We start from the raw sequence: 15,713 nt of genomic DNA, 5'->3' as shown, positions 1-15,713 counted from the left end.
TCAAAGGAGCTTTTTTATAATTTTTAGAATTTATATCCTATACCAGTTAGGATAATTTGATAGGTTTCATCATAAAATCCTATATCGCTATTTCTTTTTTCTATGCCATAATTTGCAAAACCATAAAGTCCGTTATAACCCAAAAATTGATTTTTAACAACTTTTAAATTAAGCTTAACTATATTACCATCTTGTTTTTTGTGGAAGATAGGATCAGTTCCTACTGCTTCATATTTGCTAAGATTTAAATTTGGAGTGAAGATGTAATCATTAGCAAAAGCCAAATTTGTTCCTATACTAAAACCATATCTTGAATAGCTTTGAGCTTTTCCGTCTGCATCATTGTAATCATAATTTAACCCTAGGTTTAATAAGCTATAATTATAGTTTAATTCAATTTCGTGATAATATCCCTCCCTTTTTAAAGAGCTTTGTGCGATAGTGTCTTTATCATATTTGTTTTTGCTAAATAAATATGAAGTGGTAAATTTCCCAAAATCACTTTCATAAAGTTGAGAGATTTTAAAACCATATCTATCAACATCAGTTTCTTCTCTATTTCCTATTGCATAAGGATTTGCATAAGCTTTTTCTCTTAAAGAGGAAATTACAGAAAAAGAAGTGCTAAAACGCTCTAAATAAGCTCTTTCGTAGCCTAAAGCTATACCGCTGATATCTCTTCCATTGTAGTTTTTAATAAAAATTCTATCATTATCTATAAGATTACCATAGTAAAGTTCTGCACCGATAAAAGGAATGAAAGAGGAGTCTGAATTATCAGCATTGTAACTGCTTAGATAATCACTGTTTGCCAAGGTTGAAATATTACTTTTAATATCCCTTGCACCCACACCTATGCTTAAATTTCCACTAAAACCTTCTTGAAATTCTACAGCCGTAGCTGATTGGGTTAAAATGGAGGCTAAAACACAGGAAAATAAATATTTTTTCAAATGTTCTCCTTGAAATGTTTGTTGTTTGTAATTAAATTACATTTATAATTGTAACTAATATTACATTAAATATTTATAAAAAAATTAAGTTTTATAATTTAAGTTTTTTTAGATAGAATTTTTAGAATTAATTTATATTTATAAGGAAATTTAGTGCAGCAAGAGTATTATGACTTGGATTTAGAACGAGCTATTTTAAGCAGTTGTATCATGAGTGAAGAAGCTTATGCTAGTATAGCAGGTGATATTAGCCCAAAAGATTTTAGTCTTAAAGCTCACCAAGATATTTTTAAAGCGGTTATAGCTTGTAGTAATAACAAAGAGCCCATTTCTGTAAGTTTTTTAAGAAAACATAAAAAAATAGATGAGCAAATTTTAGCAGAAATTCTTGCCACTCCTTCTATGATAGATTTGCCTGCTTATGTAAATGAACTTCACGAAAAGTCCGTAAAAAGACAACTCTTGAGTTTTGCACATCTTTTGCCAACTCGTATCAATGAAGATCGTGCTGTAAGTGAAATCGCAGATGAAATTGGTAAAGAAATTTTTAGCATTACAAATCGTGTGAATTCTAGAGATATTAAAGATGTTGATATAGTAATATCAGAACTTTTTGAAGAATTTAAAAAGCAAAAAACTTTAGAAAATAAAGGTATTATAGGGCTTGATACAGGTTTTGAAGGTCTAAATAAAATGACAAAAGGCTTTAAAGGGGGTGAACTTATAATAATCGCCGCGCGTCCAGGTATGGGAAAGACAACTCTTTGTTTAAATTTCATTGATAAGGTTTTAAGACAAAAAAAAGGCGTGGCTTTATTTTCTCTTGAAATGCCTGCAACTCAAATCATGCAAAGAATGCTATCTTCTAAAACTTCTATTCCTTTGCAAAAAATTTTAACTGCAGATTTAAACGATGATGAATGGGAGCGTTTAGGAGATGCTTGCAATGATTATAGTCAAAAGAAATTATATATTTACGATAGTGGTTATGCAACTATTGCTGATGTAAGGGCTATTTTAAGGCGTTTAAAATCTCAAGATGAAAGTATAGGACTTTGTGTGATTGACTATATAGGGCTTATGATGAGTAATTCAAATTTTAATGATAGACATTTGCAAGTTAGTGAAATTTCAAGAGGACTTAAGCTTTTGGCTAGGGAGCTTGATATGCCTATTATCGCACTTTCACAACTTAATCGTGGCTTAGAGCAAAGGGCAAATAAGCGTCCTTTGATGAGTGATTTGCGAGAAAGTGGAGCTATAGAGCAAGATGCGGATGCTATTTTGTTTGTATATCGCGATGAGGTTTATAGAGAACAAGAAGAAAAAGAAAGAGAAAATAAAGCTAAAGCTGAAGGCAAAGCTTATCAAAGGCTTTTTATACCAAATCCTATGCAAGAAAATGCTGAAATTATTGTTGGAAAAAATAGAAATGGACCTGTTGGAACTATAGAAGTTGTATTTTTAAAAGAAAAATCTTGTTTTGTAGATAAACCTATAGGCTATGAAACTACTGAATTTACAGGCTAGCTTTAATAAAATAAGTTTTTAATATTTTAAAGTTATTTTTTACGATACAACCTGTCGCAAGGGTGTTTTATACTTTCTTTGTTATTTTAAAACAAGGAGAGAAAATGTTAAAACAAATCGCATTTGGTAGTATAGCTCTTACAGCTACAGGATATGGCATAAAAAAATTATACGAAAAATTATCCAAGCCAGAAAGAAAATTTGATACACATGCTATTGTTCCAAGCTGTAAAGATATGATCAATATCGAAGAATACAAACTCAAAAGAGAGCTTGAAGTCGAACAAAAGAAAAATCAAATTCAAGAATTTCTTTGTGAATGCATGGAGTGTTATAGCGGCTTTTCAAAATATTTTAATTCTAAGGAATTTTTAGAATTTGAGCAAAATTTTACCTCTAAAAATAATCATAAAACAGAATTTCTTTTATCATCTTATAAAGATCAAATGATAAAAGTGATCGACTATGCTAAAAAATTTGAATGCTTGAGTGCTTTTTTGGAAACACAAAGCGAAAAAAATGACTTAGCGGTTGTAAAAATGATAAGCGAAAGCATGGAGAGAAAAACACAGAGATTTTATCTGCAAACAAAATTTCAAACTTTTCCTCAGTATATTTTTCCTTCTGTGTGGAGTTCTCCTATGTGGGGTAAACAATGGGAATAATGCTTGGAATTTTAAGTCTTATAGCCGGATTTGTTGCTATAGTGTTGATGTGTAGTTTGTATTTTATAGTGTTTATGGTTTTTGTTGGCATAGCGATACTTATTTTTCTTTCTATGCAACCTTATCCTTATAATATAATATTTTGTGCTATATATTTAATCACAATTTTAGCACTAGTGCTATGGCGTAAAACTTAAAAATTTCACTTCCCCCTTGGACTGGGGGGGGGATTTGATAAAATACAAAAATTAAAAACAAGGAATTATTAAAATATGAATAATTATATACATTTAGAAGAATTGGATTTAAAGCCAATTATGCGGATTTAGAAAAAGAGTTGGAAAATTTATCTAAAAAAGAATGTCTAAGAATAGAAATTGATAAAGGTTTGGAAAATTCACTTAAAGAACTTGAAGATTTAATGGAAAAATTACCCGAACAGCAAACCCAAACACTTTTTGAACAATGCACTAAAAATGCAATGGATGCTGTGACAGGGCATTTTGGACTAGCTTCAACAATCTTAAATGCAAAAGATGGTGGGAATGTAACAACACTACATAACTTTGAAAAAGGTATTGTAGCAACAGAAGAAGATTTACAAAAGCTTACAAAATATCAACAAGGCTATAAACGAGATTCAAACTATGATAAAATAAAAGATAATATAAGAGATAATTTTCCAAAAATTGTACGTAGTGAATACACAGGTGAAGAAATGGAAAGGGGTGCTGGAAAGAATAAAGCGCAACTAGATCATGTTATTTCTTTAAAGGAAATTGATAGAGATCCTAATATGCATTTATTTTTAGATGATGCAATTAGGGCAGAAATAGCAAATCACCCTGACAATCTTAAGTGGCTTGATGCAAGTGCTAATGCTTCTAAAGGTGATAGAGATCTTATGGAGTGGGGTAAAGAAATTGATCTAAAAACAGGAAAAACCAATTTTGAAAAATATGGAATCGATGAAAAAAGCTGAAAAAATTTACAATACAGCCAAATCAAACCTAAAAAAGAAAGTTATAAAAGAAAAAATTGTCAAATATTCTAATGAAGTTTTAAGTACAGGTGTTAAAGATTCAATGAAAATCTTTGTTTATTCTGCCTTTGGAGTTGTCTTAAAAGATTTTATTGAAGCTGTTGTTATTGAATTAAAAACCACCTTTAGAGAGTTTGGAAAAGAAAATATTAAAGAAATTTTTAAACGATTTGCACGCAGAATGGAAAAAGTTTGGGAAAAGATAAAGGCAAAATGGAAGGATATATTCAAAGGTTCTTTAGAAGCAGGAATTCAAGCATTTTTTTCTAATTTGTTGGTTTTTATTATTAACACTATTTTTACAACTTTAAAAAAAATAGTGCAAATCATACGTGCAGGCTTTACTTCTCTATATCAAGCTGTAAAAATCATTATTAATCCACCTAAAAATATACCAAAAGATGAAATTTACTTTGAAGCATCGAAAATTTTTGTTAGCGGGATGATTTCTGCAATTTCAATGTTAGGAAGTGAAATGATCCACAAGTTTCTGCTGTCAATACCTGGATTTAATGTATTTTTGTCACTACCTATCCCTTTTACCGATGAAACAATAGGGGATGCCCTTTCTTTATGTATTTCAGCGGCTGGTGGTGCTGTATTGAGCACTATAGCTATTTTTTATATGGATAAGTGGAGAAGCAATTCCAAAATTGGCAATTTACAAATACAAATTGTAACTCAAAAAAATTTGATAGCACAATACAAAATTGCCAAAACTTGGTTTGCATTGAATGATGCTTATCATATTGTAAAAAACGAAACTTTAGCAACTATACAACAAATCAAAAAAGATAACCAAATGAGAGAGCAAAGTTCTCAAGAAGTAGAAACAGCAATTGAAGAATTTGAAAATTGTAATATCACTAAAAAATTATACAAAAAACTTAATCAAACTAAGGAGAACTGATGCTAGAACTTATCACACAAAAAGATCAAGATTTTTTGCAAAATATTGAAAACCTTGATGAAGAATATATTCAAAAATTTATTAATAAAAAAATCAGTGAAATAGCTATAGCTATTGAAACAGCAGCAGAGAATGCTGATAAAGCAAAAGATAGAACACAAAAAGCCAAAAATCTTAATACAGATAGTGATTGGCAAACTTATATACCAATTTTTGGACGTTGGCTTGGAGAAACATCAGAAGAAAAAAAAGAAATTAAATCCAATATGATCCTTGAAGTAGCAGAGTTACAGAATGAATCAATGAATCAAATGACAACAATTCTAAAAGAAGTTGTAATATTTTTTACTTCCAGTTTTTGTATTGCTACGCGTATGAATCAAGCTTTATCTCTTATTATTGCGCAAGGTTTTGTAAAGAGCGATGGCAAGGTAATTCGTTTATCTAAAGCCGCTAAAGAACAATTTCAACAAATACAAAAGTTCACACTGAGTTTTATAGAAGATCATGAAAAACACAAAGATACGATAAATAATATCCAAGTAGAATTAGATAAAAAAATCAAATTGATGATGAGCAATATAAACTCATAGAAAAACATTATCAAGAATTTATACAATATAAAAATTATAATGACAAAATTGTTCAAGAACAAGAATGTAAAATCAATGAACTGAAAGATATTTTAAATAAAAGAAAAAATGTTTTTACAAATAGCATTTCAATTTTAGCTTTGATAGTTTCTGTTGCGTCGATTGTATTATATTTTATAGGGCGTTAATTTATGAATTTTTTAAGTTCTTTAAAAGATAAGGCGGTAAATGCTTCAGAAGCAATTAAAGACAAAACTATTAAGACTGCTGAAGTTGTTAAAGATATTGGAATGGAAGTAAAATGTGGGATTGGTTGGCACGCGGGTGAATATCAAAATGAAAAAGATAAACCAAAATGTTTTTTTTCTAAAATTTGCCCTGATTGCGGAAAATATCTTACAAAAAATCAACATGATTTTGAAGCTCCTGAAATATTAAATCCTGATAATTGTTATGGATATAGACGATGTACTCTTTGTTCTATTCAAGTGTTTGATAATTTTCATAATTATTATGAAATCAAAAAAGATGCAAAATGCAGAATGCACGAAAAATGTAATTTATGCGGACATGAAAGATTAGGACAAACAAGACACAATTGGAAATACGACGAAAACGGGCAAAAAATTTGTCTAGATTGCAAAGAAACAGTATAAAGACAGATGTTTTCTAAGATTTTCTCATCTCTTAGCCTTGCAAATGCGTTTAAAGGATTTTTATTTAAACGCATTTCAAGCCCTATGCAAAGTGCTCGTATTATCAGTATGGTTTTAGATATAAAAAATGCTTTTAATGACAACAAAGATCAAACAAGCAGCATTTGTAAAACTTTGGATTTGATAGTAAATTTTAAAAAAGAACACCCGCAGGATTTTAACGAGTTGTTTGAAATTTTAAAAGATCTCATACAAGAATACGAGCAAAATCCTAATGAAATCAAGCAAAATCTCAAAGAAATCCTAAAATAAGGCAAAGCATGAACCACCTTTTAATCCTTTATAATCCCTATTATCAAGAAGATGTCATCAAGCAACATTTAAGCATTTTGCAAGAAAAATCCCAAGTTGCCTTTGGCAAAATCAAATCAAAACTCAACGATCAAGAAAAGCAAAATTCCTTAGAAGAAATTTACCAAAGTACAAATGAAGAAAATTTCTTGCAACTTTTTTTTAAGCGATTATGCTAATTTATTTGTCGCTAAAGTGGTAAAAATTTCTAAAAATGTTGATGAAAGTTTGATTCCTAGTTATTATAAAGAAAAAAATTTAGAAGTGGAAGACTTTTTTATCATCAGTGATTTAAGAGAATTGGTCAGGGAAGATTTTAGTCTTTTAAGAGATAAATTTTTAGCCAATTTCATCACCCCAAACGATCACACCTATGCTATTTATGGCAATAATTACACCTATCCTTTGCCTGTGAGATTAAAAGAAGAGTGTTCTTATTTTTTAGGAGATGAAAAGCATTATCTAAGCGTGTATAAAAGCAAAGAATACCTAGCCATGCAAGAAAATTTCATACGCTTTGTTTTTGGCAAAAGGATTTTTTATCTCTTGCACCCTGATAGCATAAGCAATATCATTCATGCAGAATTAGAGCTTTTACAAAGCGAAAACGATCTTTTAAATGATTTTACAAGCATTGTAGTCAAATACTCCAAAACCTTAGAATATGAAATTTACGCTTTTGCCAAAAAAGTTCTTTTAAAAGCTTGTATGAAAGATCCTAGCCTTTATGATTTAACTTATAATGTCCAAGGCAAATCTTTTATACTTAAAGATTTTTTTACCCAAAAGCCTAATCTTGGAAGTATTAAATTTCTACTCAGACATGAAAATATCCAATGTCATTTAGGAAAAAGTTTAACTCAATTTATCAATTATCCTTTTTCAAAAAGTCTTACTCTCATTCAAGAAATCCGCAATGAAGCCGTTCATGCAAAAGCTCCAAGTTTAAATGAAGTCAAAAAACTTAGAAATGAAATTTTAGGTATAGAAGGTGTAAGCTTGTTAAAAAGCATTTTAACCTACAAGGAAATTTCATGAAAGAATACGACAAATTAAGCATACGCTTGGTGCAGATTTTATCAAAATAACAATGGGGAAAGTCTAAGCGCCCAAGAGCTTGCACAAGAGTTTAATGTCGATACAAGAACCATACAAAGAGATCTTAACGAAAGACTTACTTTTATGCCTATTAAAAAAGAAAATGGAAGATATGTTTTAGAAAGCTTTGCTTTGGGAAAATTAAGCTTTAAAGATATACAGAATTTCGCCACCTTAAGTGGTATTGCTGAGCTTTATCCAAAACTCGATCAAGGCTTTATAGTTGATCTTTTAAGCCATAGGGTAAATAAAGTTTTGATGGTAAAAAATGAAGGTTTTCAAAAGGTGGATTATGAGCTTTTTAAAGATCTTAGTGTAGCTATACTCAAACACAATGTATTGAATTTTTTCTACAAGGAAAAAGAACGCCAAATCAAACCTTACAAACTCGTAAATTACAAAGGAATTTGGTATCTTTTAGGAGATGAAAGCGATAAATTAAAACATTTTAATTTAGATAAAATTTCAAAACTTCGCACTAAAAATGAAAATTTTATTCCCAATGAAAAACTTGAGAAACAAATCCAAAATGATCCTAATATCTGGCTTGGAGAAAGCAAAGAAGTGATTTTAAAACTTGATAAAAATGCTAAGGAATATTTTTTTAGAAAAGAAATACTAAGCAATTATCAAATCATTGATGAAGATGAAACAAGCTATACTTTAAGCACTCAAGTTTCCTATGAAGATGAAATTTTACACTTGGTTAAACAGTGGATTCCTTATATGAAAATTCTAGCCCCTATAGAACTGAAAACACGGCTGGAAGATATTTTAAAAAGCTATTTAAACAATCTATCTAAATAAAATTTATTTTAAATTCATAACTGGTTGCGAAGGGGAGATTTGAACTCCCGACCTTCGGGTTATGAGCCCGACGAGCTAACCACTGCTCTACTTCGCGGCATATAAGATACTTTGAAATATAAAATAAGAAGTGGATGGGGTAAAGGGATTCGAACCCCTGAATGACAGGACCAAAACCTGTTGCCTTACCGCTTGGCGATACCCCAATAAATATTTTTTAAAAGTGTGATTATAATGAATTTTAATTTATTTGTCAAGCAATTTAAGTTATAATTTTAAAAATTTTAAGGAAATAAAAATGAAATTTGTTAGCGTAGAACAAGCGATTAAGGATTTACAAGCAGGAAAAATGCTTGTTATGGTAGATGCAGAAGATAGAGAAAATGAAGGCGATTTAATCTTTCCTGCGCAATTTAGCACTCAAGAAAAAGTAAATTTCATGATAAAAGAAGCTCGTGGTGTGGTTTGTGTAGCCTTAGATGAAACTTTGGCAAAAAAATTTGAACTTCCTTTAATGGTGCCTAAAAATACTTCAAATCACGAAACCGCTTTTACCATAACTGTAGATGCAAAAGATGCTACAACAGGAGTTAGCGCCTATGAAAGAAATATGACTATACAAATTTTTGCCGATGATAATGCTAAAGCGAGTGATTTTGTAAGACCAGGGCATATCAATCCTTTAATCGCAAAAAAAGGTGGGGTTTTAGAACGCACAGGTCATACAGAAGGTACGGTTGATCTTTGTAAATTAGCAGGATTAAAAGGTGCTTGTGTGATTTGTGAAATTGTAAAAGATAATGGAGATATGGCAAGAAGAGAAGATCTAGAAATTTTTTGCCAAAAATATGATTTAAATATGATAGCCGTAAGCGATCTTATAGAATATCGCCTAAAACATGAAAGCCTTATTAAGCTTGAAGAAAAAAGTCAAAGTGTTTTAGCAGGCTTTAAAGCAGAAAAATTTATCTTTAGTGATCATAATCAAACCCAACACATAGCTTTTTGCTTTAAAGATATCAAAAAATGTGAAAATGTTAAATTTCATATCAGTGGTAGTGATTTTGAGCTTTTAACTTCAGATAAATTTTCAAAACTTTTAGAGCAAATCAAATTTCTTAGTGAAAATGGTGGCGTTATAGTTTTCATGCAAGGAGAAAAATCCAGTACCATTCAATACAAAAACTATGGTATAGGAGCACAGATTTTAAGATATTTTGGTATAGAAGAAATTAAACTTTTATCTCAAAGTTGTGATAAAGACTATATAGGCTTAGAAGGTTTTGGTTTAAATCTTAAAGCTTGTAATTTTAACTAAAAAGGAAAAAAATGACTTTAAAAGAACAAATTTTAAACGATATCAAAGAGGCAATGAAACAAAAAGATGATTTTAAAAGAGATAGTTTAAGAACTCTAAATGCAGCTTTTAAGCAAATAGAAGTGGATGAAAGAATAGAATTAGATAATGAAAGAATTTATAAAATCATTGCAAGTGAAATCAAAAAACGCAAAGACGCAATCGAACTTTATCTTAAGGCAAATCGTGAAGATTTAGCACAAAAAGAACAAAATGAAATAAGTCTTTTTGAAATTTATCTGCCTAAACAACTAAGTGATGAGGAGTTAACTTTAGCCTTAAAACAACTTATAGAAGAATTGGGTGTAAGTTCACTAAAAGAACAAGGTTTGATAATGAAAGAAGCTAAAATAAAATTAGGTGCGAGTGTTGATGGCAAAAGACTTAATTTAGCACTTAAAGAGCTTTTACAATAATTTTTTGGAGTGTTATTATGAAAGAGTTAAGTGGTTCAGCAATGATTTGCGAGGCTTTAAAAGAAGAAAATATTAAAATTGTTTTTGGTTATCCTGGAGGCGCTGCGCTTAATATTTATGATGAAATTTATAATCAAAAGTATTTTAAACATATTTTAGTGCGTCATGAACAAGCGGCTTTGCATGCTGCTGATGCTTACGCAAGAATGAGTGGAGAAGTGGGCGTAGCTATAGTTACAAGCGGACCAGGTTTTACAAATACTATTACAGGCCTAGCTACGGCTTATAGTGATTCTATCCCTTTGGTGTTGATTTCAGGGCAGGTGGCAAATTCTCTTATTGGTACAGATGCTTTTCAAGAAATTGATGCAGTAGGTATTTCAAGACCTTGTGTAAAGCATAATTATTTAGTTACTTGCATAGAAGAGTTTCCACGCATTTTAAAAGAGGCTTTTTATATAGCAAGAAGCGGTAGACCTGGGCCTGTGCATATAGATGTGCCAAAAGATGTAAGTGCAACTTTGGGACTTTGGGAATATCCTAAAGAAATTTCTATGAAAACTTATAAGCCCGTTTATAAGGGTAACTCAAAGCAAATTAAAAAATTTGCAGAGCTTTTAAAAGAAGCAAAAAGACCTTTATTTTACTTGGGTGGAGGATGTATCAGTTCTAATGCAAGCGAGCAAATCAGAGAGCTTGTAAAATTTACAAAAATTCCAGCAGTTGAAACCTTAATGGCGCTTGGAACTTTAAGAAGTGATGATGTTTTTAATCTTAAAATGGCAGGCATGCATGGAAGCTATGCTGCTAATATGGCTTTAAGTGAGTGTGATTTGCTTGTGAGTGTAGGAGCGAGATTTGATGATAGAATTACAGGAAAAACAAGTGAATTTGCTAAACATGCAACTATAGTTCATGTTGATATTGATCCTAGTTCTATTTCAAAGATTATCAATGCGCATTATCCTATAGTAGGAGATATTAAAGAAGTTCTTAAAGAGCTTTTAGAAGAGCTTAAAAAGGAAAATTCCAACACAACTTTTAAAGAATGGCACGAAACTTTAAAGCGTTATAATGAACTTTATCCGCTTTCTTATGAAGATAGCAATGAGATTTTAAAACCGCAATGGGTGATTGAAGAATGTGCGAAAATGGCTCCAGATGCAAGGATTATTACTGATGTGGGTCAGCATCAAATGTGGGTAGCGCAGTTTTATCCTTTTAATTATCCAAGACAACTTGCAACAAGTGGAGGGCAAGGAACTATGGGATATTCTTTACCTGCGGCTTTGGGTGCAAAACTTGCTGTGGGTGAAGAAGTGGTGATTAATTTCGTAGGCGATGGATCGGTTTTGATGAATATCCAAGAGCTTATGACTGCTTATGAGTATGGTATAAAAACTATAAATATTATTTTAAATAATGCCTTTTTAGGTATGGTAAGACAATGGCAGAGTATGTTTTATAAAGAGCATTTTTCACAAACTGATTTAAGCACTCAGCCTGATTTTATCAAAATAGCTCAAGGTTTTGGTTGTGAAGGTTATGAAATTTCAAACAAAGAAGAATTTATCCAAGCTTTTAGCCAAGCTTTAAAAAGTGATAAAACCTCTCTTTTAAATGTAAAAATTGATCGCTTTGAAGATGTTTTACCTATGGTGCCTGCAGGAGGTGCGATTTATAATATGATTTTACCAAAGGCAAAGGATAGACAATGAGAAGGGTTTTATCGGTAATTGTTTTAAATGAGCATGGGGTTTTATCTCGTATAGTAGGACTTTTTTCAGGAAGAGGTTATAATATTGACTCGCTTACAGTAGCACCTTTGGAAAATAAAGAATTTTCTCGTATTAATATAGTCACTTCAGGAAATGAAAGAACTTTTGAGCAGATAGTCAAACAACTTCATAAGCTCATTCCTACTTATAAAGTGATAGAAAGTGAAGAATTTATTGACAAAGAAATGGCTTTGGTGAAAATTCCTTTAAATGAAAATTTAGGTGGGCTTGATGCCGTTTTGAAAGCTTATAATGGTACTATTGCAAATAGCAATGAGAATTTTTTGTTTTTAATGGTTGCTGATGATGCAAATCGCATTGATAATTTTTTAAAAACAATTAAAAAATACAATCCTAGTGATATAGTTCGCAGTGGATCTGTTTTGATGGAGATTAAATGAAATTAAGTGAAATAGCAGAATTTTTAAGCTTGGAATATAAAGGCGAGGATATAGAAATCAGTGCTTTAAATTCTTTATTGAAAGCAAATTTTACAGAGCTTACTTATTGTGATGGTGAGAAAAATACCAAAGATATACCTCACACAGGAGCTGCTGCTATTTTAGTATCTAAAGAATATGAAAATTTAGTACCTAAAGATACTAAAGCTTTAATTACTCAAAGTCCACATTTGAGTTTTGCTTTTTTAAGCAAGCTTTTTGCTAAACCTTTGATAAGCACAGCTAAAGAAAAAGTACAAAATATCGCAAAAAGTGCAAGAATCATGCCTAATGTTTATATAGGTGATAATGTAAATATCGGTGAAAATGTAATCATTATGGCGGGAGCTTATATAGGCGATAATGTTAGCATTGGTGATGAGAGTATTATCCATCCTAATGTAGTGATTTATAATGACACTAAAATCGGTAAAAAATGTCATTTGCTTGCCAATTGTGTAATAGGAAGCGATGGCTTTGGTTATGCGCACAATAAAAACGGCGAACATTATAAAATTTATCATAATGGCAATGTGATTTTAGAAGATTTTGTAGAAGTAGGGGCTTGCACAACTATAGATAGAGCAGTTTTTGATAGCACTATTATCAAAGCAGGTACTAAGGTAGACAATCTAGTTCAAATCGGACATAATTGCAATATAGGTCAAAATTGTATCATTGTGGCACAAACTGGAATTTCAGGTTCAAGTGAGTTGGGACGCAATGTTATTATGGGTGGTCAAAGTGCAACGAGTGGACATTTAAAAATAGGCGATTTTAGTACTATAGCTGCAAGAGGCGGTGTGAGTAAAAATTTAGAAGGCGGGCGTGTTTATGGAGGTTTTCCTATCATGCTTCAAAAAGATTGGCTAAAACTTCAAGCTAAAATAGCAATAAATTTTAAAGAAAAATCACAAGATTAACATCGCATCGCCATAAGAGTAAAAGCGATATTTTTCTTTTATGGCGAGTTTATAAAGTTTTAAACACTGTTCTCTACCGATAAAAGCTGAAACTAGCATGATAAGAGTAGATTTTGGTAAATGAAAATTGGTTAAAAGATGATTTTGTCTTATAGGTGGATTTTGCGGGTGTAAAAAAAGATCGCAAAAACCGCTTTTTGTTTTAGTTCTTGCATAATATTCTATGGTTCTTGTTACCGTTGTTCCTACACCTAAAATAGCTTGTTTAGAATCTATAATTTCACATGCTTGCTGCGGAATATTAAAAAATTCACTATGCATTTTATGCTCTTGTATATTTTCACATTCCACACCTTTAAAGGTTCCAGCTCCTACATGCAAGGTTAAATGATAAATTTTGTGTTTTTTTCTTAAATTTTCAAACATAGTCTCACTAAAATGCAAACTTGCAGTTGGAGCAGCCACTGCACCTAAATTTTTTGCAAAGATACTTTGATAATCTTTTAAATCGCTTTTTTCATCTTCCCTTTTAATATAAGGAGGCAAGGGTATATGTCCTATCTTGTCAAGCAGGTTGTAAAGATTTGAGGTGTCTAAGGTTTTATCATTTTGAAAAAATTGAACCTTTCGAAGACCATCATCTAAAAGTTCTACAACGCGCGCTTTTAAATCCTCTTTAAAATATAAGATTTCATCTTTTTTAACCCGCCCTTTAATTTGAGCTAGAAAAAGCGGATTGTGAGAATTTAAAAAAGGTTGATGTAAGAAAAGCTCTATTTTTCCTCCGCTTGCTTTATTGCCATAAATTCTTGCTTTAATAACTTTGGTATCATTGAAAAAAATCGCGCAGTCGGGTAAAAAGTCTTTTAAATTTTTAAAAGTAGTGTGAAAAATTTCTTTGTTTTTGCGATCAAAAACCAAAAGCCTAGCATCTTCTTTTGGATTTGCAGGATAGTTGGCTATGAGTTCATTAGCTAGAGTGTAATCATAGCTTGAAAGAAGTAAGTCTTTATTCATCACTTTCTTTATCTTTTGGGGCAGGATTTACCTTTTGAACAATTAAAATAGAAAGTCCATAAAGTCCGCAAAGTGGTCCTGCCATTAAAAATTGAGATAAAACATCAGGTGGAGTCATAAAGGCTGAAAAAACAAAAATAACTAAAACAGCTATGCGAAAATGGCGTTTTAAAAAACTATCATCTATAAGTCCGATTTTAGCAAAGAAAAAGGCAATTACAGGCATTTCAAAAGCTAAGCCAAAAGCCACAACAACTTTCGTAAAAAAATCTACATAAGTTCCTATGGTAATCACAGGATTAAAATCTTCATTTAAACCAAAATTAATCAAAAATTTAAAAGCCAAAGGCACTACAACAAAATAGCAAAAACAAGCCCCCAAGGCAAACATAATGCTTGCAAAGCTAACAAAAGGCACCACAAGGCGTTTTTCATTATCATAAAGTCCTGGAGCTACAAATTTCCAAAATTGCCAAAAAATTACAGGTAGAGAAAAGATAAAGGCTGCAAAAAAACTAACCTTCATTGCGGTAAATAAGGCTTCTTGTACTTCAATTACATTCACATGTTTGGCTACTTCGGGTAAAACAGCTATAAGTGGAGCTTTTAGAATATCTAAGATATAGCTTCGTAGAGCAAAACATACAATAAACATAACTACAATGCAAGCAACGCTTATAAAAAGGCGTTTTCTAAGTTCTATTAAATGAGGTCTTAATTCTTCAAACATTTATTTTTCCGTTTTATCTTGTGTTTCTAATTTGCTAAGATTTGGTTTTTCTTCTGTATTTAAATTTTGTCCGCTAAGGTTATTTTTTGTGTTATCATCTCTGCTATCAAAGGTTAAATCTACCTTTGTTTTATCTAAAATATCTCTTTTAAGGTCATCAAATTCTTCAAAACTGAGTTTTTTGCGTATATTTTCATTAGTGCTTGAAAATTCATCTTTGTATTTCTTAGCTTCTTCTTTTAAGTCATTGATGCGTATTTCTTTTTCTATGCTTGATTTTGCATCATCTATGTTGCGTTTTACAGCCTTTAGAATTTTTGCTATTTGTACTATAGCTTCTGGAAGTTTATCAGGCCCTAAGACTAAAATCGCTACAACTAAAATAACTATAATTTCACCAAAACTCATTAATCGTTACTCTTTGATTTGATATTTTAAATAAATATT

General features: G+C 31.0%; 16 protein-coding genes, 2 tRNA genes and 3 pseudogenes. 15 read left to right on the top strand and 6 right to left on the bottom strand.

Annotation, left to right across the window (positions count from 1 at the left end):
* Positions 1-23: 23 nt before the first annotated feature.
* Positions 24-953, bottom strand: coding sequence for a DUF2860 family protein (locus tag AJN56_RS02420; protein WP_009882286.1), 930 nt, complete (start codon positions 951-953; stop codon positions 24-26).
* A gap of 153 nt (positions 954-1,106) precedes the next feature.
* Here AJN56_RS02420 and AJN56_RS02415 point away from each other — a divergent pair, with 153 nt between their 5' ends.
* From AJN56_RS02415 to AJN56_RS02370, 10 genes and pseudogenes are all read left to right on the top strand, one after another.
* A complete protein-coding gene (locus AJN56_RS02415; RefSeq protein WP_002869302.1) occupies positions 1,107-2,483 on the top strand; it encodes a replicative DNA helicase in 1,377 nt (458 codons plus the stop codon).
* A gap of 62 nt (positions 2,484-2,545) precedes the next feature.
* Positions 2,546-3,148, top strand: a complete 603-nt coding sequence (locus AJN56_RS02410) for a hypothetical protein (RefSeq protein WP_010790923.1) — start codon at positions 2,546-2,548, stop codon at positions 3,146-3,148.
* Entirely contained in the window at positions 3,139-3,345 is a 207-nt protein-coding gene (locus AJN56_RS02405) for a hypothetical protein (RefSeq protein ID WP_002869301.1), read from the top strand. Before AJN56_RS02410 ends, AJN56_RS02405 begins: the two co-directional genes overlap by 10 nt.
* Positions 3,346-3,485: 140 nt before the next feature.
* Positions 3,486-4,130, top strand: a complete 645-nt coding sequence (locus tag AJN56_RS02400; protein ID WP_250539085.1) for a hypothetical protein — start codon at positions 3,486-3,488, stop codon at positions 4,128-4,130.
* A complete protein-coding gene (locus tag AJN56_RS02395; RefSeq protein ID WP_250539084.1) occupies positions 4,117-5,100 on the top strand; it encodes a hypothetical protein in 984 nt (327 codons plus the stop codon). The genes AJN56_RS02400 and AJN56_RS02395 overlap by 14 nt, the downstream gene beginning before the upstream one ends.
* Positions 5,100-5,693: a hypothetical protein gene (locus AJN56_RS02390; protein WP_021137816.1), complete on the top strand. Its 594-nt coding sequence runs from the start codon at positions 5,100-5,102 to the stop codon at positions 5,691-5,693. Before AJN56_RS02395 ends, AJN56_RS02390 begins: the two co-directional genes overlap by 1 nt.
* Positions 5,694-5,884: 191 nt before the next feature.
* Complete coding sequence (locus tag AJN56_RS02385; protein ID WP_002869110.1) at positions 5,885-6,349, top strand: hypothetical protein; 465 nt, start codon at positions 5,885-5,887, stop codon at positions 6,347-6,349.
* A 6-nt stretch (positions 6,350-6,355) separates the two neighbouring features.
* Positions 6,356-6,661 (top strand): hypothetical protein, encoded by a 306-nt coding sequence (locus tag AJN56_RS02380; protein WP_002855063.1) that lies wholly within the window; start codon positions 6,356-6,358, stop codon positions 6,659-6,661.
* An 8-nt stretch (positions 6,662-6,669) separates the two neighbouring features.
* Positions 6,670-7,738: pseudogene (locus tag AJN56_RS02375) on the top strand (HP0729 family protein).
* Positions 7,735-8,605 (top strand): annotated as a pseudogene (locus AJN56_RS02370) (helix-turn-helix transcriptional regulator). The pseudogenes AJN56_RS02375 and AJN56_RS02370 overlap by 4 nt, the downstream one beginning before the upstream one ends.
* Positions 8,606-8,626: 21 nt before the next feature.
* Here the strand turns inward: AJN56_RS02370 and AJN56_RS02365 are convergent.
* Positions 8,627-8,702, bottom strand: a tRNA-Met gene (locus AJN56_RS02365).
* Positions 8,703-8,736: 34 nt separating this feature from the next.
* A tRNA-Gln gene (locus AJN56_RS02360) sits at positions 8,737-8,811 on the bottom strand.
* 92 nt (positions 8,812-8,903) lie between these two features.
* On the opposite strand from AJN56_RS02360, the gene AJN56_RS02355 reads away from it, so the two are divergent.
* From AJN56_RS02355 to lpxD, 5 genes are read left to right on the top strand one after another with little or no spacing between them, the layout of a single operon-like run.
* Positions 8,904-9,923 (top strand): bifunctional 3,4-dihydroxy-2-butanone 4-phosphate synthase/GTP cyclohydrolase II, encoded by a 1,020-nt coding sequence (locus AJN56_RS02355; protein WP_002855088.1) that lies wholly within the window; start codon positions 8,904-8,906, stop codon positions 9,921-9,923.
* Between the two features lie 11 nt (positions 9,924-9,934).
* Entirely contained in the window at positions 9,935-10,378 is a 444-nt protein-coding gene (locus AJN56_RS02350; protein WP_002854867.1) for a GatB/YqeY domain-containing protein, read from the top strand.
* A gap of 17 nt (positions 10,379-10,395) precedes the next feature.
* Complete coding sequence (locus AJN56_RS02345) at positions 10,396-12,096, top strand: acetolactate synthase large subunit (RefSeq protein ID WP_002855272.1); 1,701 nt, start codon at positions 10,396-10,398, stop codon at positions 12,094-12,096.
* A complete protein-coding gene (gene ilvN, locus AJN56_RS02340) occupies positions 12,093-12,557 on the top strand; it encodes an acetolactate synthase small subunit (protein WP_002852211.1) in 465 nt (154 codons plus the stop codon). The genes AJN56_RS02345 and ilvN overlap by 4 nt, the downstream gene beginning before the upstream one ends.
* Positions 12,554-13,519, top strand: a complete 966-nt coding sequence (lpxD, locus tag AJN56_RS02335) for a UDP-3-O-(3-hydroxymyristoyl)glucosamine N-acyltransferase (protein ID WP_002855215.1) — start codon at positions 12,554-12,556, stop codon at positions 13,517-13,519. The genes ilvN and lpxD overlap by 4 nt, the downstream gene beginning before the upstream one ends.
* Here the strand turns inward: lpxD and queA are convergent.
* From queA to tatB, 3 genes and pseudogenes are all read right to left on the bottom strand, one after another.
* Positions 13,508-14,536 carry a tRNA preQ1(34) S-adenosylmethionine ribosyltransferase-isomerase QueA gene (gene queA, locus AJN56_RS02330; RefSeq protein ID WP_002854771.1) on the bottom strand — a complete coding sequence of 343 codons (1,029 nt, stop codon included), beginning with the start codon at positions 14,534-14,536 and terminating at the stop codon, positions 13,508-13,510. The genes lpxD and queA overlap by 12 nt on opposite strands.
* On the bottom strand, positions 14,529-15,266 hold the full coding sequence (gene tatC / locus AJN56_RS02325) for a twin-arginine translocase subunit TatC (RefSeq protein ID WP_002856930.1): 738 nt from the start codon (positions 15,264-15,266) through the stop codon (positions 14,529-14,531). Before tatC ends, queA begins: the two co-directional genes overlap by 8 nt.
* Positions 15,259-15,674, bottom strand: a pseudogene (gene tatB, locus AJN56_RS02320) (Sec-independent protein translocase protein TatB). Before tatB ends, tatC begins: the two are co-directional and overlap by 8 nt.
* Between the last annotated feature and the right edge of the window lie 39 nt (positions 15,675-15,713).

The sequence above is a fragment of the Campylobacter sp. BCW_4319 genome (assembly GCF_001764435.1).
GTDB lineage: Bacteria > Campylobacterota > Campylobacteria > Campylobacterales > Campylobacteraceae > Campylobacter_D > Campylobacter_D jejuni.
The sequence above is the reverse complement of the archived record's forward strand: the minus strand, read 5'-3'. Positions and strand labels throughout refer to the sequence as shown.

Bases quoted from the DNA above. Each gene is read 5' to 3' on its own strand.
- AJN56_RS02380 (WP_002855063.1), top strand. From the start codon at position 6,356: ATGTTTTCTAAGATTTTCTCATCTCTTAGCCTTGCAAATGCGTTTAAA.
- tatC (WP_002856930.1), bottom strand. From the start codon at position 15,266: ATGTTTGAAGAATTAAGACCTCATTTAATAGAACTTAGAAAACGCCTT.
- AJN56_RS02395 (WP_250539084.1), top strand. From the start codon at position 4,117: ATGAAAAAAGCTGAAAAAATTTACAATACAGCCAAATCAAACCTAAAA.
- AJN56_RS02345 (WP_002855272.1), top strand. From the start codon at position 10,396: ATGAAAGAGTTAAGTGGTTCAGCAATGATTTGCGAGGCTTTAAAAGAA.
- ilvN (WP_002852211.1), top strand. From the start codon at position 12,093: ATGAGAAGGGTTTTATCGGTAATTGTTTTAAATGAGCATGGGGTTTTA.
- AJN56_RS02405 (WP_002869301.1), top strand. From the start codon at position 3,139: ATGGGAATAATGCTTGGAATTTTAAGTCTTATAGCCGGATTTGTTGCT.
- lpxD (WP_002855215.1), top strand. From the start codon at position 12,554: ATGAAATTAAGTGAAATAGCAGAATTTTTAAGCTTGGAATATAAAGGC.
- AJN56_RS02355 (WP_002855088.1), top strand. From the start codon at position 8,904: ATGAAATTTGTTAGCGTAGAACAAGCGATTAAGGATTTACAAGCAGGA.
- AJN56_RS02350 (WP_002854867.1), top strand. From the start codon at position 9,935: ATGACTTTAAAAGAACAAATTTTAAACGATATCAAAGAGGCAATGAAA.
- AJN56_RS02390 (WP_021137816.1), top strand. From the start codon at position 5,100: ATGCTAGAACTTATCACACAAAAAGATCAAGATTTTTTGCAAAATATT.
- AJN56_RS02385 (WP_002869110.1), top strand. From the start codon at position 5,885: ATGAATTTTTTAAGTTCTTTAAAAGATAAGGCGGTAAATGCTTCAGAA.
- queA (WP_002854771.1), bottom strand. From the start codon at position 14,536: ATGAATAAAGACTTACTTCTTTCAAGCTATGATTACACTCTAGCTAAT.